At 52.6% G+C, this 19,749-nt stretch carries 18 protein-coding genes and 1 pseudogene; 7 read left to right on the top strand and 12 right to left on the bottom strand.

Annotated elements, in window-relative coordinates; genetic code table 11:
* Positions 1–333 precede the first annotated feature (333 nt).
* Positions 334–1,440 (bottom strand): aspartate-semialdehyde dehydrogenase, encoded by a 1,107-nt coding sequence (asd, locus tag ACLD11_RS08230; protein ID WP_000799939.1) that lies wholly within the window; start codon positions 1,438–1,440, stop codon positions 334–336.
* A 234-nt stretch (positions 1,441–1,674) separates the two neighbouring features.
* Between asd and ACLD11_RS08225 the strand changes: the two are divergent.
* Positions 1,675–1,749, top strand: a pseudogene (locus ACLD11_RS08225) (MarC family protein); the annotation flags it as partial.
* A gap of 114 nt (positions 1,750–1,863) precedes the next feature.
* Here ACLD11_RS08225 and gntU read toward each other — a convergent pair.
* The 5 genes from gntU to ACLD11_RS08200 all read right to left on the bottom strand — a co-directional run bounded on the left by gntU (position 1,864) and on the right by ACLD11_RS08200 (position 6,854).
* The gene (gene gntU / locus ACLD11_RS08220; RefSeq protein ID WP_411014773.1) at positions 1,864–3,204 is read right to left on the bottom strand and encodes a gluconate transporter; all 1,341 of its coding nucleotides are present in this window, start codon (positions 3,202–3,204) and stop codon (positions 1,864–1,866) included.
* Positions 3,201–3,734, bottom strand: a complete 534-nt coding sequence (gntK, locus tag ACLD11_RS08215) for a gluconokinase (protein ID WP_411014772.1) — start codon at positions 3,732–3,734, stop codon at positions 3,201–3,203. Before gntK ends, gntU begins: the two co-directional genes overlap by 4 nt.
* 138 nt (positions 3,735–3,872) lie before the next feature.
* Positions 3,873–4,868, bottom strand: coding sequence for a gluconate operon transcriptional repressor GntR (gntR, locus tag ACLD11_RS08210; protein ID WP_183059674.1), 996 nt, complete (start codon positions 4,866–4,868; stop codon positions 3,873–3,875).
* 129 nt (positions 4,869–4,997) lie between these two features.
* Positions 4,998–5,693 (bottom strand): pirin family protein, encoded by a 696-nt coding sequence (locus ACLD11_RS08205; protein ID WP_000639789.1) that lies wholly within the window; start codon positions 5,691–5,693, stop codon positions 4,998–5,000.
* 123 nt (positions 5,694–5,816) lie between these two features.
* On the bottom strand, positions 5,817–6,854 hold the full coding sequence (locus ACLD11_RS08200) for an oxidoreductase (protein WP_411014771.1): 1,038 nt from the start codon (positions 6,852–6,854) through the stop codon (positions 5,817–5,819).
* Positions 6,855–7,321: 467 nt separating this feature from the next.
* On the opposite strand from ACLD11_RS08200, the gene yhhY reads away from it, so the two are divergent.
* The 5 genes from yhhY to ACLD11_RS08175 all read left to right on the top strand — a co-directional run bounded on the left by yhhY (position 7,322) and on the right by ACLD11_RS08175 (position 12,122).
* Positions 7,322–7,810 (top strand): N-acetyltransferase, encoded by a 489-nt coding sequence (gene yhhY / locus ACLD11_RS08195; RefSeq protein ID WP_411014770.1) that lies wholly within the window; start codon positions 7,322–7,324, stop codon positions 7,808–7,810.
* 264 nt (positions 7,811–8,074) lie between these two features.
* Positions 8,075–9,289 (top strand): PfkB family carbohydrate kinase, encoded by a 1,215-nt coding sequence (locus ACLD11_RS08190; protein ID WP_000667440.1) that lies wholly within the window; start codon positions 8,075–8,077, stop codon positions 9,287–9,289.
* A 15-nt stretch (positions 9,290–9,304) separates the two neighbouring features.
* Positions 9,305–10,066, top strand: coding sequence for a glutamine amidotransferase (locus ACLD11_RS08185; protein ID WP_001066509.1), 762 nt, complete (start codon positions 9,305–9,307; stop codon positions 10,064–10,066).
* A gap of 53 nt (positions 10,067–10,119) precedes the next feature.
* A complete protein-coding gene (locus tag ACLD11_RS08180; protein ID WP_411014769.1) occupies positions 10,120–11,091 on the top strand; it encodes a DMT family transporter in 972 nt (323 codons plus the stop codon).
* Positions 11,088–12,122 carry a phosphotriesterase gene (locus ACLD11_RS08175; RefSeq protein WP_000675710.1) on the top strand — a complete coding sequence of 345 codons (1,035 nt, stop codon included), beginning with the start codon at positions 11,088–11,090 and terminating at the stop codon, positions 12,120–12,122. Before ACLD11_RS08180 ends, ACLD11_RS08175 begins: the two co-directional genes overlap by 4 nt.
* Before the next feature lie 44 nt (positions 12,123–12,166).
* Here the strand turns inward: ACLD11_RS08175 and ggt are convergent, their stop codons facing one another.
* A complete protein-coding gene (ggt, locus tag ACLD11_RS08170) occupies positions 12,167–13,909 on the bottom strand; it encodes a gamma-glutamyltransferase (RefSeq protein WP_411014768.1) in 1,743 nt (580 codons plus the stop codon).
* Positions 13,910–14,034: 125 nt separating this feature from the next.
* Here ggt and ACLD11_RS08165 point away from each other — a divergent pair, with 125 nt between their 5' ends.
* Positions 14,035–14,451, top strand: a complete 417-nt coding sequence (locus ACLD11_RS08165) for a DUF2756 family protein (protein ID WP_000826042.1) — start codon at positions 14,035–14,037, stop codon at positions 14,449–14,451.
* A gap of 12 nt (positions 14,452–14,463) precedes the next feature.
* Here ACLD11_RS08165 and ugpQ read toward each other — a convergent pair whose 3' ends face one another.
* From ugpQ to ugpB, 5 genes are all read right to left on the bottom strand, one after another.
* Positions 14,464–15,204 carry a glycerophosphodiester phosphodiesterase gene (ugpQ, locus tag ACLD11_RS08160; RefSeq protein ID WP_411014767.1) on the bottom strand — a complete coding sequence of 247 codons (741 nt, stop codon included), beginning with the start codon at positions 15,202–15,204 and terminating at the stop codon, positions 14,464–14,466.
* Complete coding sequence (locus tag ACLD11_RS08155) at positions 15,201–16,271, bottom strand: sn-glycerol-3-phosphate import ATP-binding protein UgpC (RefSeq protein ID WP_001646570.1); 1,071 nt, start codon at positions 16,269–16,271, stop codon at positions 15,201–15,203. The genes ugpQ and ACLD11_RS08155 overlap by 4 nt, the downstream gene beginning before the upstream one ends.
* A 268-nt stretch (positions 16,272–16,539) precedes the next feature.
* Positions 16,540–17,385: a sn-glycerol-3-phosphate ABC transporter permease UgpE gene (gene ugpE, locus ACLD11_RS08150; protein WP_000572196.1), complete on the bottom strand. Its 846-nt coding sequence runs from the start codon at positions 17,383–17,385 to the stop codon at positions 16,540–16,542.
* Positions 17,382–18,269 carry a sn-glycerol-3-phosphate ABC transporter permease UgpA gene (gene ugpA / locus ACLD11_RS08145; protein ID WP_000099303.1) on the bottom strand — a complete coding sequence of 296 codons (888 nt, stop codon included), beginning with the start codon at positions 18,267–18,269 and terminating at the stop codon, positions 17,382–17,384. Before ugpA ends, ugpE begins: the two co-directional genes overlap by 4 nt.
* Before the next feature lie 110 nt (positions 18,270–18,379).
* Positions 18,380–19,696 (bottom strand): sn-glycerol-3-phosphate ABC transporter substrate-binding protein UgpB, encoded by a 1,317-nt coding sequence (gene ugpB, locus ACLD11_RS08140; protein WP_000624747.1) that lies wholly within the window; start codon positions 19,694–19,696, stop codon positions 18,380–18,382.
* Positions 19,697–19,749 lie beyond the last annotated feature (53 nt).

Below are 19,749 nucleotides of genomic sequence, written 5' to 3'. Positions count from 1 at the left end.
CAACATCAGGTAGTGACACTTCTTTGACCTGAACGGCGCAGCACACTGTGCATCCTATCTGCGTCGTCCTACCTTCAGGTTAGGCTTAATACCCGTGGGATTAAGCTACCCTTAAAGAATAGCCAATGCTCTGCTTAACTCCTGATAAAAATGAAACATCTGCGTTTACTCCTGTATTACGCAAAAAAAAGGGTGACAATGCACCCTACATATCAATCTGACGTCTGCTTGCCGACTACGCCTTACCTGGCGGATATTGCCGGATGGCGGCGCTGACGCGCCTTATCCGGCCTACAGAACCACACGCAGGCCCGATAAGCGCTGCAATAGCTACTACGCCAACTGGCGCAGCATTCGACGCAGCGGCTCGGCGGCGCCCCATAACAACTGGTCGCCTACGGTAAACGCCGATAAGAACTCTGGCCCCATGTTCAGCTTACGCAGACGACCAACCGGCGTAGTCAACGTGCCGGTCACCGCCGCCGGGGTTAATTCGCGCATAGTGATATCACGATCGTTCGGCACCACTTTCGCCCACGGATTATGTGCCGCCAGCAGTTCTTCCACCGTCGCAATGGATACCTCTTTTTTCAGCTTGATGGTGAACGCCTGGCTGTGACAGCGCAGCGCGCCGACGCGCACGCACAAACCATCAACCGGGATCACAGAGGCAGTATTGAGAATCTTGTTGGTTTCCGCCTGGCCTTTCCACTCTTCGCGGCTTTGGCCGTTATCGAGCTGTTTGTCGATCCAGGGGATCAGACTTCCCGCCAGCGGTACGCCAAAGTTATCAACCGGCAGCTCGCCGCTGCGGGTCAATGCCGTAACTTTGCGTTCAATATCAAGAATTGCGGAAGACGGCGTCGCCAGTTCATCGGCGACATGGCCATACAACTGACCCATCTGGGTTAACAGCTCGCGCATATGGCGCGCGCCGCCGCCGGAGGCGGCCTGATAGGTCGCGACGGATACCCAGTCAACGAGATTATGGGCAAAGAGACCGCCCAGCGACATCAACATCAGGCTAACGGTACAGTTACCGCCCACAAAGGTCTTCACGCCATTGTTCAGGCCGTCGGTAATCACGTCCTGGTTGACCGGGTCGAGAATAATAATGGCATCATCTTTCATGCGCAGCGTAGAAGCCGCATCAATCCAGTAACCCTGCCATCCGCTTTCGCGCAGCTTTGGATAAATTTCGTTGGTATAATCGCCGCCCTGGCAGGTCACGATGATATCGAGCGCTTTTAGCGCATCCAGATCAAAAGCGTCCTGTAGCGTGCCGGTGGAGGTGTCGCCGAAGGTGGGCGCCGCCTGTCCAAACTGGGAGGTAGAAAAGAAAACAGGGCGAATAGCGTCGAAATCGCGCTCCTCTACCATGCGTTGCATGAGAACAGAGCCGACCATTCCGCGCCAGCCGATAAAACCAACATTTTTCATAGCGTTTTTTTCCTGCAAAGAGATGTGCTGTGTATGCGCGCCAGTATCCTGTGGCGCATCCTTCACCATACAAAAAGCAGCCAAAGTCGCAAGTGAAATTAATCAATGATAGCGAAGCCATCAGTAATGCGACTTATCCTGCCTTACCGCGCAAGCAGAAAGTCCAGTGGCGATTATCAGGGAATTTGCGTTAGGAAGGGAATCATTTCCGTCGCTGTTTTATTGATCCTAATTATGGATCAGCGTAGAAATTTGCCTGCATTTATGCGCGTACTGAAACATGGCGAGGCAAAACGTCGTTGGGCGATTGCCATGCACACCTCAATAAAAAAACCGGGTAGCGATTACGCCTTACCCGGCTTACGGTGTCGATATGTGCCCGTTTTCAGGCCCGGTAAGCACAGCGCCACCGGGCAACAAGACTCAGCTCAGCAACTGAAACGCAATCATCCCGACAATCGCGCCTGTGGTGCCGAGGATAGTTTCCATCATTGTCCAGGTCTTCAGCGTCTGCGCTTCGGTCGCGCCGGTAAATTTACCGAACAGCCAGAAGCCGGCGTCGTTAACATGAGAAACCACAATTGAACCGCCGGCGATACAGATAGAGAGCGCTGCCATCTGCGCGCCGGAGAAATTCAGTTGCTCAATGACCGGCATCACCAGACCGACCGCGGTTAAACACGCCACGGTCGCGGAACCCTGAATGATGCGCACCGCCGCCGCCAGCACAAAGCAGGTAATGGCAATCGGCAGTCCCATACCGGTTAACGCTTCGCCCAGCGCCGGGCCGACGCCGGAGTCAACCAGTACCTGTTTGAACACCCCGCCTGCGCCAATCACCAGCAGGATAATGCCCGCCGGTTGCAGCGCGTGGCCGCAGATTTCCATCACTTTGTCTTTCGGCATCCCCTGACGCATCGCCAGGCCGTAAATCGCTACCAGACAAGCGACCAGAATCGCAGTGAAGGGGTGGCCGATAAACTCAAACCATTCGTAAGCGGTGGAACCTTCCGGCACAAAACGCGCGGCGATCGTTTTCAGCCCTACCAGCACCAACGGCAGCAGGATCAGCGACAGGCTGAAGCCGAAAGAAGGCATTTTACCTTCACCCAGATGCGGCTCGGTAATGTCGTCAGGAATACGCAGCTCAACGTAACGGCTGATAAAATTCCCCCACAGCGGCCCGGCGATAATCATGCCAGGAATGGCGGCGCACAGCCCAATCAGGATCATCCAGCCGAAATCAGCATGCATCTGGGAAGCCAGCAGCATCGGCGCAGGCCCAGGCAACAAAAACGCCGCGGCTGCCGCCACGCCCGCAAACAGCGGAATGACCAGCTTCACCAGGTTTGTGCCGGTATGACGCGCCATAGAGAACGCCACGCTTATCAGCAGCACAATCGCCACTTCAAAGAACAGCGGCAGCGCGCAAATCAAGCCGGCCAGGCCAATCGCATAGTGCGCGCGGTTATGGCCAAAGGATTTAAGCATTTTCACGGCTATCTGATCGACCGCGCCGGTCTCATGCAAAATCTTGCCGAACATCGCCCCCAGCGCGACCACAATCGCCAGGAATCCCAGCGTGTCGCCCATCCCTTTTTCCATGGTCGCGGCGATTTTATCAAGCGGCATCCCTGAAAAAAGCCCCGCGCCCATTGAGACGACCATTAACGCGACGAAGGCGTGCATACGCGCCTTCATCACGAGAAACAGCAGCAGTAAGACGGAACCGACGGCGGTTAAAACCAGTGTTAATGTACTCACAGCGTACTGCCTTTATTGATGACCTCAATGGTGCTCGCCACGACGCCTTCCAGCGGCTGGTCGATATCCACCACCAGAACATCGCGTTCGTCGGCACCCGGCTCTTGCAGCGTTTCAAACTGCGTCACCAGCATCTGGGTTTTGAAGAAATGGCCTTTGCGCGCTTTCAGACGGCTTTCAATGACGTCGAAATCACCTTTCAGATAGATAAAGGAGAGGTTAGGGTTTCCCTCGCGCAACAGGTCGCGATAGTGTTTTTTCAGTGCGGAACAGACAATCAGCGAGATTTTATTGGTACGCTGCATCGCGAAAGCGGCGTCGTTCAGCGCCTGCAACCACGGTTTGCGGTCATCATCATTCAACGGCTCGCCGGAGGCCATTTTTTCAATATTGCAGCGCGGATGCAGAAAATCGCCGTCCAGAAACGCGGCATGAAGCTGATGCGCCACGGCGCTTGCGACAGCGGATTTACCGCTGCCTGATACGCCCATCAGAACGTAAACGTGGTGATCATGATTAGTCGTGTTCAAAGCGGGCCCCCACTCTACAAGTTGCAAAATTTGTTACGGGTAACTGTTATCGGTAACATTGTCCAACCGCACCATTCACGACGCAATGACCATTCGTGCCAAAAGTGAATAAGTGTGAGCTACTTCAAAGTTGTCAGACTAAATAGATCCGCCCGGTGACAAGGTGAAACCTAAATCTAACATTTTCGGCGTGACCGTTTCGCCGCGAATGCGGGCCAACAGACGTTCCGCGCCAATGCTGCCCATTCGCTCGCGCGGCGTCAGGACGCTTGCCAGACGCGGTTCCATCACCTGGCCGATGTCATGACCGTGGAACCCGGCGATCGCCATGTCGTCCGGGATTTTTAGCCCCAGGCGCTGGCATTCGAAGGCCGCCCCCACCGCCAGGTCATCGTTGGTGCAAAAAATACCGTCAAGCTGTGGGTATTCGCGTCGCGCCTGGCGCATGAGTTCGATACCGGAAGAGTAGGATGAAGATTGCTCCATCATCACACTGTAAGGAACCAGGCCTGCGTCCCGCATCGCCTGTTCATAGCCCTTCTGCTTGATGATAGTACGTTCGTCGAGGCGCGCCCCCAGATAGGCGATATGACGATGACCACGCGCGATAATCGCGGCGGTCATCTGGCGCGCGGCCTCGAAGTTGTCAAAACCAACGGCAATATCGAGACACGGCGACTGGCTGTCCATCAGTTCCATCACCGGAATCCCGGCGACTTCGATCATTTTTAAGGTGCGCGGCGTATGGGTACGCTCAGTGAGGATCAGGCCGTCGATATTCCAGGAGAGCATCGATTCCAGGCGCTCCTGCTCCATCTCCGGTTTATAGCCGTAGTGCGCCAGCATGGTTTGATAACCATGCGCGTCGGTGACAGCCTCAATGCCGCGTAACACTTCCGCAAAGACCTGGTTGGTTAAAGACGGCAGCAGAACGCCAATAGCGCGGCTGGTGGCGTTGGAAAGAATGTCAGGCGCGCGATTAGGAATGTACCCGAGCTCATCAAGCGCAGCCGCAATTTTACCCCGCAGCGCGACGGAAACCTGCTCCGGATTACGCAAAAAACGGCTGACCGTCATTTTGGTCACGCCGACACGGTCGGCCACATCCTGAAGTACGGGTCTTTTCTTTTTCATCGTCCTGAAAGGTATAAAAGGGATAGATTTGCCCAGTTTACCACGGACGTGCGGAATTAATGACAAACGATGAAAAGCCGGATGGCAACGCTTTCGCGTCTTATCCGGCCTACAAAAGGTTACAGCACGTTAGACTGGCGGCAAGTCAAACAACAACACTTCACTGTCGCTGTCGGCATGAATCGAGATTGCCTGCTCATCCCAAATCGCAAGGCCGTCGCTGGTCGTCGCTTTGGTACCGTTAATGGTCACGTTACCTTTTACCACCTGGATCCAGACGCGGCGCTCAGCGGCAATCTGATGCACCGACTGCTCATCTTTGAGCAGCGCCCAGCGGTACAGCTCCATATCCTGGTGGACCTTCAGCGAACCATCGCGAGCATCTGGCGAAAGCACCAGTTGCTTGCCCTGCGCGGCGTCGAAGCGACGCTGTTCGTAGCGCGGCGTGATGCCGGTTTCTTGCGGAATGATCCAGATCTGGTACAGCCGCAGACGATCCGTTTTGCTCGGGTTGTACTCGGAGTGGCGAACGCCGGTCCCGGCGCTCATAATCTGGAATTCACCTGCCGGAACCTGTTCTTTATTGCCCATACTGTCCTGGTGTTCTACGGCGCCTTCCAGTACATAGGTCAAAATTTCCATGTCTTTATGCGGATGCGTGCCGAACCCCTGGCCTGCGTCGATCACATCGTCGTTAATCACACGCAGCGCCGAGAACCCCATAAAGTTCGGATCGTAATAATCGGCAAAAGAAAAAGTATGCCAGGAGTCAAGCCAGCCATGATTCGCATGACCGCGGTCGTTTGCTTTGCGTAAGTAGATCATTGTATTCACCCCCAGATGTTTTCGATGGAATAAGTGTGGACTCATTCCGTCCGGGATCATAGAGGGTGAAAATTGACTCCTCTGTTCAAAAAATATGAATAAGCGCAGAGGAGTCTGTAATGGCTATTTAGCGAGGGTTATCGTCGCAGGCGATGCCTGTTCGAAAGCACGTTCGAGGATTTCCAGATTGGTAAGAACTTCAGATTCCTTGACGTAATTAGGCGTACCGACGGTCAACGTCTGGTACAGCGCATCATAAACACGACCATAGTCACCCGTTTCCGGTTTCACCTCTTCTTTCACGGTCACGCCGTCATCGTTAACATATTCCAGCACACCGACGGATTCGTCAGCGGCGAAACCGGGTTCGCCAGGCATAATGTTCGCTTTCAGGCTGGTTTCTTGTTGATCGATACCGTATTTCACAAACGAACCTTTGGTGCCGTGAACAATAAACTTCGGATAGTCGATTTTCACCAGATGGCTGGTTTTAACGATAGCCTTCAAATCGCCATAAAACAGTTGCGCTTCAAAGGTGTCATCCGGGTTCGCTTTATTACGCAGGCTACGAATGTCATACGCGACATGATCCGGGCGGCCAAATAGCGAAATAATTTGATCCATGGTGTGGACGCCAAGTCCATAGAATGCGCCGTCCTGCGGCAGGCCCGGTTTGGTTTCTGCTACCGGGCGGTAATAATCGAAATGGCTTTCAATTTCGACAATCTTGCCCAGTTTCCCGCTCTCAATCGCTTTTTTAGCCGTGAGAAAACAGGAATCAAAACGCCGATTCTGATACGGCGTGACGGTCAGTCCTTTGCTTCGCGCCAGGTCGAACAACACTTTTGCCTCCGCCAGCGTCGGCGTGAAAGGTTTCTCAACCAGCACGCTTTTACCCGCTTCCAGCACGCGTTTAGCGTATTCGAAATGGCTGTCAGCATGCGTACAGACGATCACCAGTTTTACCTGCGGATCGCCCAACACCTCATCCAGATCGCTGGTGAAGTGAATATGTGAATACTGCGGCACCTGCTCTTCCGGTTTAGTGTGACGACGGAAAATATGCGCGACATGCCAGGAATCTTTCCGATTCAGAACGTAGGGGAGATGGTAACGGGTGGTGCTTTTGCCGAATCCAATAAATGCGCAGTGTAAGGTCATGAGACGATCCTTTTGAAGATGATTGTTTACACCATAGCGCAAAGCGTGAGGAGACTGAATGTTGGATTCTTTGCCGGATGCGGAGAAGCCTTTTCGGGCCTACAAAAGCAGATGCCTCAAGATCGGCCGTCGGCGTCGCGGTCAGTTTGTTCACGGCAAGCGCGCAGGGGCCGGAGCGTACTAAATGTACGTGAGGAGCACGAGCACTTCCCGGGGACAAAATGACAAGTAAGCCAGGCTGAAACAAACCCCAAAAAAAAAGCCAGCAAAAGCTGGCCAAAATAATACTGGAAGCAATGTGAGCAATGTCGTGCTTTCAGGTTCTCCGCAGGGGTTCCCCTGAATGCAAGGCAATAATAATCATTCTCATTCGCACTTGTCTACTTCTTTTTGCAAAAAAATGCGGTTGACGGAATTTTCTTTCTCAGCGAGTGTAAATACACAATTACCCCTGCAGGAGATAAGGAATGAGTGAGATAGTGATACGCCACGCTGAACCGAAAGATTACGACGCCATTCGTCAGATCCACGCCCAGCCGGAGGTGTACCACAACACGCTACAGGTTCCTCATCCTTCCCTCGAAATGTGGCAAGCGCGGCTAACCGAGCAAGCCGGGGTTAAACAACTGGTTGCCTGCATTGATGATATCGTCGTTGGCCATCTTTCTATTCAGGTCACCCAACGTCCGCGCCGCAGCCACGTGGCCGATTTTGGTATCTGCGTGGATGCCCGGTGGCACAATCGCGGCGTTGCCAGCGCGCTGATCCGCACGATGATCGACATGTGCGACAACTGGCTGCGCGTCGAGCGTATCGAGTTAACGGTGTTTGTTGATAACGAGCCCGCCGTGGCGGTGTATAAGAAGTACGGCTTTGAAATCGAAGGCACCGGTAAGAAATACGGCCTGCGCAACGGTGAGTACGTTGATGCGTACTTTATGGCGCGCGTGAAATAGCGCTTCCCCGCCCCACCCTGTGGGGCGAAACGTCACAAACCTTCATCACATTCCAGTTATTGCAGCCTACTTCCCCTATATCAAAACAATAACCACCTGAATTTCATGGTTATTACCACTTTAAGCTTTATCACCGTTTTTTCCGTAATTTTAGCAATATCAATATTACATTTTTGTTTTTTTTTGGTTTCTGCCATCACTTTATGGTGACAATCACAACAATATACTCCTCCCGGGACTAATTTAACCACGGTGAGGTAAAAAATGAAATTTGAACGCCATCATAGAATATTGAAGGAACTCAGTATTTCGGGAGTTGTAAAAGTTTCAAATCTGGCGAAAAGTCTCAAGGTAACAAAGGAAACTATTCGTTCAGATCTCAATGAACTTGCCGGACAGGGATATCTTACTCGCTGTCATGGTGGTGCATTTATTACCCTTGATTCTCTTGATAACGTCGCAAAAAATGAAATTGCTTATGTGCTGGAAAAATATGAATCAGCGCAGAAAATAAAAAAAGGTCTCTCTGCCATGAAAAATAATGTATGTGTTATTGGCTCGTTCAATGTTGATATTATCAGTTATCTACCGAGATTACCCTCAACGGGAGAATCATTGCTGGCCGATAAATTTATTTTTTCACCCGGCGGTAAGGGATGTAATCAAGCATTAGCAGCAAGCTATGCCGACTCTGATGTGCATTTTATTACTAAAGTCGGCTCAGATCATTTTAGTGATTACGCCATTAATTTTATAAACTCATCAAAAATCCATAAAAGTGTTATCTACCAGACCAAAGAAACACAAACAGGTACAGCAACTATCATGGTGAATGGAGATACCGGAGATAACGTCATCGCTATCTACCCTGGCGCCAACATGACAATTTCCCCTGATGAAATCACCATTCAGAAAGAAGCCATTGTTCATTCAGATATTGTTCTTGTCCAACTGGAGACGAATTACGAAGCGCTGCAGCAAACAATTCGTCTCGCACAAAAAAATGACATACCGGTCATCATCAATCCAGCGCCATACAATGACATGGTTAACACCATCATTGATAACATTGATTATATTACGCCAAATGAAACGGAAGCAGGCCTGCTGGCCAATATGGCGGTTAATGATATCGAATCAGCCAAATGCGCGGCCAAAATTATTCATCAGAAAGGCGTCAAAAATACCATTATTACATTAGGTAGCAAAGGTTCGCTTGCTTATGATGGCACACAATTCATCTATTCCCCGGCATTTCCGGCAGTTGTAAAAAATACTGCGGGAGCGGGTGACGCTTTCAATGGCGCCCTCGCATCTGGTCTTGCAAAAGGAAAGTCACTGGCATCCGCATTGTGCTACGCCAGCGCATTTGCCTCACTTGCGGTTGAAACGCCTAATGCCTCTGATATGCCGGAAAACGACTCCGTTCTTCATCGTATTCAGGGTTCACATTACAAACAAACTATCTCTACTCACTAAATCAAGGAGCAGACTATGAACAATACGCAGAAAAAACTAAAGGTGCTCTTTATTGGAGAATCCTGGCATATTCATATGATTCATTCAAAAGGTTATGACAGTTTCACCTCCAGTAAATATGAAGAAGGCGCTACATGGTTACTGGAATGCTTGAGGAAAGGCGGCGTTGATATTGATTACATGCCTGCCCACACGGTACAAATTGCCTTTCCAGAGAGTATTGACGAATTAAACCGTTACGATGTGATTGTTATTAGCGACATTGGTAGTAACACCTTCCTGTTGCAAAACGAGACATTTTATCAGCTAAAAATAAAACCAAACGCTCTGGAGTCCATTAAAGAGTACGTCAAAAATGGCGGTGGACTACTCATGATTGGTGGTTACCTGTCATTTATGGGTATTGAGGCAAAAGCCAATTATAAGAACACCGTTCTTGCTGAGGTTCTGCCAGTTATTATGCTTGATGGCGATGACCGGGTAGAAAAGCCAGAGGGTATTTGTGCTGAGGCTGTCTCACCTGAACATCCTGTTGTTAACGGGTTCTCAGATTACCCGGTATTTCTTGGATATAACCAGGCCGTCGCCAGAGACGATGCCGATGTCGTATTAACAATAAATAATGACCCATTGTTAGTGTTCGGTGAATACCAACAGGGTAAAACCGCCTGCTTTATGAGTGACTGCTCCCCACACTGGGGAACCCAGCAGTTTATGTCATGGCCATTTTATACCGACCTGTGGGTCAACACGCTTCAATTCATCGCCAGAAAATAAAAAATAATGGGGTAACGAAAGTTACTCCTTTTATAAAATATAAGGATTGATGTATGAACAAGAATAAGTACTCAACCCCCTTACTGATGCTTGCCACCATCTTAGCCGGTATGCTTTCCCCGATGCAGTCTGCCGTTAATGGGCAGTTAGGACATTGGTTACAAGACGGTAATGCTTGCGCAGTAATCTCGTTTGCCAGCGGTCTGGTCGTCATGTTTTTTATTATTATTGCGCGCAAAGAAACACGCCAGCAATTCGCCTCAATCCCTACTCTGATTAAAAAGAGAAAAATCCCGCTATGGAATTGGTTTGCAGGATTATGCGGGGCGATGGTCGTATTTTCCGAAGGCGCATCCGCCAGCGCGCTGGGCGTTGCCACCTTTCAAACGGCATTAATTTCCGCCCTGCTCCTTTCCGGCCTGCTGTGCGACCGTTTTGGCATCGGTGTGGAGGAGAAGAAATATTTTACGCCATGGCGCATTACTGGCGCATTGTTCGCCGTTATCGCCACCATTTTTGTCGTGTCGCCACAGTGGCACTCAACCTCGTTTATCCTGCTCGCTATCCTCCCCTTTTTGGCAGGGTTACTCGCTGGCTGGCAGCCTGCGGGGAATGCTAAAGTCGCCGAGGTAACGGGCTCCATGCTGGTGTCCATTACATGGAACTTCATCGTCGGCTTTTGTGTCCTGGGCGCGGCGCTGGCGATACGTATCGCATTAGGCCATGTCACCATCCAGTTACCCGATACATGGTGGATGTATCTCGGTGGTCCGCTGGGTCTGCTGTCCATCGGGCTAATGGCGATTCTGGTGAGAGGCTTAGGGCTATTGATGCTGGGCGTAGCGTCAACAGCAGGCCAACTGCTTGGCTCAGTGCTAATTGATGAATTGATCCCTTCATTAGGCAATACGGTCTACCTGGTCACCATCATCGGTACGCTGTTCGCGTTAGTCGGTGCGATTGTGACCACCATCCCTGAATACAGAGCATCCAAAATGGCGCAAAGAATGGAGGTGTCAGAATGAAAGGTTTCCTGCAAACCGTAACAGGCCCGGTGGCGCATACGGATATGGGGCTGACGCTACCGCATGAACATCTGTTTAACGATCTGTCTTCGGTCGTAGACGAGCCACATTATGCTTTTTCACAGCAACTGGTGGGAAAGAAAGTCAGTGCTGACCTGCAGTGGGGGCTGAAACACGACCCATACTGCTGCGCCGATAACATGGACAGAAAAGAGATTGATGATGTTATCTTCGAAATCAATAACTTTATGTCTTTGGGCGGCAGGACGATTGTCGACGCCACCGGTTCAGAATCCATTGGACGGGACGCCTCAGCGCTACGAGAAGTTGCCTTAAAAACGGGTTTGAATATCGTTGCGTCATCCGGGCCTTATCTGGAGAAATTTGAAAGCACCCGAATCCATAAACCTGTTGAGCTGTTAGCCTCACTCATTGATAAAGAACTGAATCAGGGTATTGGCGAGACGGATATTCGCGCTGGCATGATCGGTGAAATCGGCGTATCCCCCGCGTTTACCCAAGCGGAGCGTAACAGCCTGCGGGCAGCGTCTCTGGCACAATGTAACAACCCCCACACGGCGATGAATATCCATATGCCAGGGTGGCTGCGGCTGGGGGATGAAGTGCTGGATATCGTGCTGGAAGAAATGAACGTCTCTCCGGCAAAAGTCTCGCTGGCGCATTCGGACCCTTCAGGAAAAGATGTCGTCTATCAACGTAAAATGCTCGACCGCGGCGTATGGCTTGAATTTGACATGATTGGTCTGGACATCACCTTTCCAAAAGAAGGTGTCGCGCCGGGCGTTCAGGAGACCGCAGATGCAGTAGCGAATCTGATTGCACTGGGTTACGCCGACCAAATCGTTTTAAGCCATGATGTTTTTCTCAAACAGATGTGGGCGAAAAATGGCGGAAATGGCTGGGGGTTTGTCCCGAATGTCTTCCTCGCCTATCTGGCTGCTCGCGGAGTAGACAACGATACTCTGCGCAAGCTTTGTATTGATAATCCAGCCCGATTACTCACGGCATAATCTGCAAATAGCCCAGTGTCTGACACCGGGCCTGGAATTAAAAATCAGTATCCCGCCGTTAAATCATCCACCGAACGCGGGTCGGATGCGCCATACAGTTCGCCATTCGGTCCAATCATAATACTTTGGGTGCTGCCCATCGCTTCTTTCAGCGCGACTTTCTGCCCTTTCTGTTCCAGCAACTTCAGCGTATCGGGACTGAAGCCCTTTTCTACCCGCAGTTCGTCCGGCAACCATTGATGATGGAAGCGCGGCGCGTTGGTCGCTTCGGCGACGTTCATTCCGAAATCAATGCTGTTCACTACCATTTGCAGCACGGTAGTGATGATTCGACTCCCGCCAGGACTGCCGGTCACCAGCCAAGTTTTGCCATCTTTTACCACAATAGTGGGCGACATCGACGACAGCGGACGCTTCTTCGGACCGACCGCGTTAGCATCGCCGCCCACCAGGCCATAAATATTAGGTACACCGGGTTTAGCAGAAAAATCATCCATTTGATTATTCAGCAGAATACCGGTATTTCCCGCCACAATTCCTGTGCCGAAGGTGGTGTTCAGGGTATAGGTCACCGCCACGGCATTGCCGTCTTTATCCACCACCGAGAAGTGGGTGGTCTGGTTGCTTTCATACGGGGCGAGCTTGCCAGGTTTTATCTGGCTGGAAGGTTTGGCCTTGTTGATATCAATTTGATCGGCCAGCGTTTTCGCATAGGCTTTGGTGGTCAGCGCCTGCCACGGCACTTTCACAAAGTCCGGATCGCCCAGATACTCTGAGCGGTCGGCATAGGCGTATTTTTCCGCTTCCGCCATGATTTGCATGGCATCGGCGCTGCCAAAGCCGTACTTCTTCATGTCGAAGTTTTCAAGAATATTGAGGATTTGCACGATGTGAATACCGCCCGAGGACGGCGGCGGCATGGAGAAGACCTGATACCCGCGATAGTCACCGCTGATTGGCGTACGCTCAACGGCTTTATAGCTGGCTAAATCCTCTTTGGTCATCAGACCGCCGTTCTTCTGCATTTCCCCGGCAATCTGGTCGGCAATCGCCCCTTTATAAAACGCATCCGGGCCATTTTCGGCAATCATTTCCAGGCTTTTCGCCAGATTCTTCTGAACCAGCTTATCGCCTTTTTTCAGCGGCTCGCCGTCTTTCCAGAAAATGGCTTTGCTGTTCTCATGATTAGGGATCACTTCGCTGCCGTAAGTTTTTAAGTCGTCGGCCAGCGCATCGTTAACCACAAAACCCTCTTCCGCCAGCTTCATCGCCGGACGCACCACTTTATTCAGCGGCATCGTACCGTATTTCTCCAGCGCCAGCGAGAACCCCGCCACGGTACCCGGCGAACCGGATGCCAGATGCGACGTCAGCGACTTTTTCGCATCGGCGTTACCCTGATCGTCAAGGAACATATCACGGGTCGCGGCAGCAGGCGCCATTTCACGAAAATCAATCGCCGTGGTAGCGCCATCTTTAGTGCGCAGCAGCATAAATCCTCCGCCGCCCAGATTCCCGGCTTGCGGATGCGTGACAGCCAGCGCATAGCCCACGGCGACGGCGGCATCCACGGCATTACCGCCCTGCTTTAAGATATCCACGCCAACCTGCGTCGCCATTGCATCCACCGAGGCCACCATCCCTTGCGTCGCCCGCACAGGATGAAAGACATCTTCTTCAACACCATAGGAGACTGGCGGCGCGACGGGAGGATTGGCCACCGCGCTAAACGTCCCCCCGGCCAGCAGAGCGGCGATCGCCACCCAGCGCATAAACGTTGGTTTCATCGTTGTTTTTCTCCAGATAAATGGGTGTATGTCCCGTTTAATCCTGGTCCACAACGCTTAAAAAATCATCATCATGGCGAAATAGAGGTACACTTAAAAAGAGGCCTCATCGGGAGGAGACGACAATGAAACGCTTACTACTTATTACGGCTTTGTTACCCTTTGCTGTATTGGCCCAGCCAATTAACACTATGAATAATCCTAATCAGCCAGGTTATCAGATCCCCAGCCAGCAGCGTATGCAGACGCAGATGCAAACGCAGCAGATTCAGCAGCAGGGTATGTTGAAACAACAGATGCAAACGCAGGCGCGCAGCCAGCAGCAAAATCTACAGTCGCAGTTGAATGCCAATACGCAGCGGGTTCAGCAGGGACAGCCGGGCAACGGTATGCTCGGTCAGCAAACGCTGCCCAATACGCAGGGCGGAATGCTCAGCGGCAGCGGAAATCCGGACCGGATGTTAAACCATTCCCAGCCAATGTTGCAGCAGGGCAGCGGAACGCCGCAGCCTGACATCCCGCTGAAAACCATCAGCCCTTAAAACTGACAGCCCTTAAAACTGAAAGTGAGGGCCGATGTCATCAATGCGATCGGTGCAGATACAATCCACGCCCCAGCGCAGCAGCTCTGCCGCCCGCTGGGGCTGATTGACGGTATACACCAGAATCCGCAGACCCGCGGCCTTAATCTCTTGCACTCGCGTCTCATCGAGTAATTTATGGTTGAGATGGAGGGAAACACAGCCCAGACGGGTCGTCAGTTCACGCCAGTCTTCACGCCATTTATCCAGTAGTAACCCACGCGGCAGTTCAGGTGCTGCCGCCTGCGCCGCTTCCAGCGCCTCTATCTCAAAGGAAGAAAGCAGCGGCGGCGTCATCCCGGTCCACAGTTCGCGGGCGGCCGACGCCACGACGCGTCCTGTTAGCCTTTCGCTCCCCGTTGTCGGTTTGATCTCAATATTCGCCATCATGCCGTGTTTACGGCAGCGCTCCGCCACCTGCGAAAGCAACGGCAGCGGCTCGCCTTTAAATTCGCCGCTAAACCAACCGCCAGCGTCCACACGCAATAAATCCTGCCAGTTCAACTCGCCCGCCACGCCCCAACCGTTGCTGGTACGCTCCAGGTTATCGTCATGCAGCAGGAAAATTTCGCCGTCTTTCGACAGCCTGGCATCAAACTCAATCATGGTGTGCCCGTATCGCGCGCCCACGTCAATCGCCGCCAGAGTGTTTTCCGGCGCCAGTTTACCACCGCCGCGATGGGCGACAATGTGGGGATAAGGCCAGTTACTCATACACGTTGTCCTGTTTCGCCATCAAAAAGATGCCGCTGATGTTCCGGCAGATGCAGCCATAGCGTACTGCCCGCCGCCGGGCGCTGCTGATGCGCCAACCGCACCACCAGTTTCTGATCGCCCCAGCGCCCATGCGCCAGATTATCCGCGCCCAGAATCTCCAGCGTGTCTACCGTTAACGGCACGCCGCCTTCCGCCTGCGAGCTTAACGCAATATGCTCCGGGCGGATACCCAGCGTCATGTTACGTCCAGCATGACCCCGATAGCCCGCACCAATCGGCAACGCCAGACCGCCAGGCAATTCGAAACGGTCGCCGGAAGCGCTGATAACGCCATCTAACAGATTCATCGCCGGGCTGCCAATAAAGCTCGCCACAAAGCGACTGGCCGGTTTTTCATACACCTCTACCGGCGTGCCAATCTGTTCTGCGACGCCTTTATTCATCACCATCACCCGCTGGGCCAGCGTCATCGCCTCTACCTGATCGTGAGTAACATAGAGCGAGGTGGTACGAAGGCGACGATGCAGATGTTGTAACTCCAGACGCATCTGCACGCGCAGCTTGGCGTCGAGGTTAGAGAGCGGTTCGTCGAATAAGAAGACTGCCGGCTCGCGGACGATCGCGCGCCCCATTGCCACGCGCTGCCGTTGACCGCCGGAAAGCTCGCGTGGACGGCGTTTAAGCAGGCCGTCCAGCTCCAGAATGCGCGCCGCCTCCCGCACGCGTTCTTCAATATGCGCTTTGCTCATACCGCGAATTTTTAGTCCCCACGCCATATTCTCCTCTACGCTCATATGGGGATAGAGAGCATAGTTCTGAAATACCATCGCGATGCCGCGATCTTTGGGCTCCATCTCGGTGACCCGTTTGCGATCAATCCAGATATCGCCGCTGGTCACGCGTTCCAGACCAGCCACCATCCGCAGCAGCGTTGATTTGCCGCAGCCGGATGGCCCGACCATCACGATAAATTCGCCATCCGCCACGTCCAGCGTTAACGGTTGAATGACCTGGGTTTTGCCGTCCCAGCTTTTGGTTACTGCCTGTAGTTTTAAACCAGCCATAGAGGTTGCATCCCTTGATTATTCATGAACGTCGCTGGCGGCTATTTTTGCCCAGGGCAAGGCGCGAGCGACGAAGTTTGGTGGGCCCAAATTAGACGCGAGTAACGCGGCACTGGGCAAAAATAGCCCCAGCCCTTTGGGACGCGTGCCGAAATCGCGTACTCTGCGTTGTCGGATTTGGACATAGGCCCACTATGTCCATCATCCTCCGCCTTGATTACGCGATTTCGGCTCAGCGTCGACGTCACGAATAATCAAGGGATACAACCTACTTCTCACTGTCCACTAAACCACGCACAAACGCGCGCTGCATGGCTAAAACGATGACAACCGGAGGGATAAGGGTCAGCAGCATTGCCGCCATCACCTGGTTCCATTGCGTGGTACCTTCGCCAGTGGCGATCATCCCTTTGATACCCGCTACGGCAGTGCCAAGATTCACGTCGGTGATAATCAACAGCGGCCACAGATACTGGTTCCAGCCGTAGATAAAGGTGATGACGAATAACGCCGCCAGGTTGGTTTTTGACAGCGGCAACACGATGTCGCGGAAAAAGCGCATCGGCGACGCGCCGTCAATACGGGCCGCCTCCACCAGTTCATCCGGAAGCGTCATGAAGAACTGACGAAACAGGAAAGTGGCGGTAGCGGACGCCATCAGCGGTAGCGTCAGACCGGCATAGCTGTCGAGCATTTTCAGGTTGGCGATCACTTCCACCGTCGGGAAGATACGCACTTCAACCGGCAGCATCAGGGTGATAAAAATCATCCAGAAGAACAGGTTACGCAGGGGAAAACGAAACCAGACGATGGCGAATGCGGAAAGCATAGATACCGTGATTTTGCCTACCGTAATGCTGAACGCCATAATGAAACTGTTAAGCATCATCAGCCAGAATGGCGCGCTATTAACACCGACGCCGTTGACCCAAATAGTTTTGATATTCTCCAGTAACTGCGTGCCGGGAAGCAGCGTCATCGGCGTCTCAAACACCGCGCGGTCGTCCAGCGTCGCCGCGACAAACGCGACATACAGCGGAAACAAAATGACCGCGATCCCCAGAATCAGCATGGTATGGCTGAATATTGTCAGCCCGCGACGATTCTCTATCATTGGTAACGCACCTTACTTTCCACATAGCGGAACTGCACCACCGTCAGAATGATGACGAGGAACATCAACACCACCGACTGCGCGGCGGACGCCGAGAGATCCAGGCCGGTAAACCCTTCGCGATAAATCTTATAAATCAGCGTCGTAGTGGCTTGTACCGGCCCGCCGGCGGTCGCGGCGTCGATCACCGGGAAGGTGTCGAAAAAGGCATACACCAGGTTGACCACCAGCAGGAAGAAACTGACCGGCGCAATAAGCGGCAAAGAAAGCCGGAAGAAACGACGAATCGGCCCGGCGCCGTCAATGGCCGCCGCTTCCACCAGCGAGCGGGGAATGGATTGCAGCGCGGCAAAGAAGAATAAAAAGTTGTAACTAATCTGCTTCCAGACTGACGCAAATACCACCAGGAACATCGCCTGACCGCTGTTTTGCGCGTGGTTCCAGTCATAGCCGAATTCGCCGAGGAAATGGGTGATTAATCCCCGCCCCGGGTTAAACAGGAAAATCCACAATACGGCGGCGACGGCGGGCGCGACGGCATAAGGCAGCAGCATCAGCGTCTGATAAAAACGGCTGCCGCGCACCACGTAATCCACCAGGGCGGCGAAAAACAGCGAGACCAGCAGGCCGCTAAACGTGACCAGCGCGCTGAATTTAATCGTCGTCCAGAAGGCGTCGAGATAATAACTGTCGTGAAAAAGCGCGACGAAATTCTCCAGCCCGACAAATTGGCTGGAAAAACCAAACGGATCGACGCTTTGCAGCGAATACCACAGCGCTTCGCCCGCAGGCCAGATAAAGAAAATAACGGTGATAACCAACTGCGGGGCAACCAGTAAATACGGCAGCCAGCGCGAGCGGAACACCGGACGGGATGATGACATGAAGATTCTTTTCCTGGAAGGCGCCGGATGGCGGTGCAAGCACCTTATCAGGCCTACAAACTACGAACTTGTAGGCCTGATAAGCGCAGCGCTATCAGGCACTTATACACTTAAGATTTGCTCGCTTTCTCAAAACGACGCAGCAACTGATTCCCGCGATCCACCGCGGTATCCAACGCCTGTTGTGGGGTTTTCTTCCCGGTCCAGACGCTTTCCAGCTCTTCGTCCACGATGGTACGAATCTGCGGCATATTGCCCAGACGCAAGCCTTTGGTGAAGGGTAACGGCGGCTTATTCAACATCTGCCGAGTGGCGATATCCGCACCGGGGTTTTTATCGTAATAACCCTGCTCGCGGGTCAGCTCGTAGGCGGCAGTGGTAATCGGCAGGTAGCCGGTTTTTTGATGCCATTCAGCAGCGTTTTCCGGCTTTGCCAGGAAGTCGAGGAATTTGGCGACGCCGGTATAGGTTTCTTTATCTTTACCCTGCATGACCCATAGGCTGGCTCCGCCGATAATGGCGTTTTGCGGCGCGCCCTTGATATCAGCGTCGTACGGCATCATACCCACGCCATAGTTAAATTTGGCATACTGGCGGATATTGGCGAGCGAACCGGAGGACGCGGTTGTCATCGCGCAGTCACCGTTATAAAACTTCTCGGTAGACTCGTCCTTACGCCCAACATAGCTAAAATCGCCTTTTTTATTCATCTCTTCCAGCAGCGCGATATGTTTCACCTGCTCTGGCTTATTAAACTCCAGCACCGCATCTGTACCGTCAAAGCCATTGTTTTTACTGGCGAAGGGGAGACCGTTCCAGGCGCTGAAGTTTTCCAGTTGGATCCAACCTTGCCAGCCGCTGGCGTAACCGCATTTCATGCCTGCCGCTCTCAGTTTCGCGGTATAGTCAGCCAGCTCCTGCCAGGTTTTCGGCGGCTGTTCCGGATCTAAACCGGCTTTCTTAAAGGCGTCTTTGTTGTAGTACAGTACCGGCGTGGAGCTGTTAAAGGGCTGGGAGAGCAGATGCCCGCTTTTAGCATCGGTGTAGTAGCCTGCAACGGTCGGTACAAACTGGGACTCGTCAAAGTTAATACCGGCGTCTTTAAACACTTCATAAACCGGCTTAATGGCTTTCGAGGCCATCATGGTCGCTGTCCCAACCTCATAAACCTGCAATATTGCCGGCGCGTTGCCGGTACGGAATGCCGCGATCCCGGCGCTCAGGTTCTGTTCATAGTTCCCCTTATAGACCGGAACGATTTTGTAATCCGGATTGGCCTGGTTGAAACGTTGCGCCAGTGAATCAACTTCTTTGCCTAACTCCCCTTCCATTGAATGCCAGAATGGAATAGTGGTGACGGCCAACGCCTGACCCGTAAATGCCAGACTCAGCGCCAGTCCTAAAGCTGTATGTCGTAACGATATCATCGGTTATCTCTCTTTTTGTGCCGGGATGCGCGATATCACGCGTTTTATGTTCG

The sequence above is a fragment of the Salmonella sp. 741265116_PST genome, assembly GCF_046567715.1.
Taxonomy (GTDB): Bacteria; Pseudomonadota; Gammaproteobacteria; order Enterobacterales; family Enterobacteriaceae; genus Salmonella; species Salmonella enterica.
Note: the sequence above shows the minus strand (reverse complement) of the source record. Positions and strands in the feature narration are given on the sequence as shown.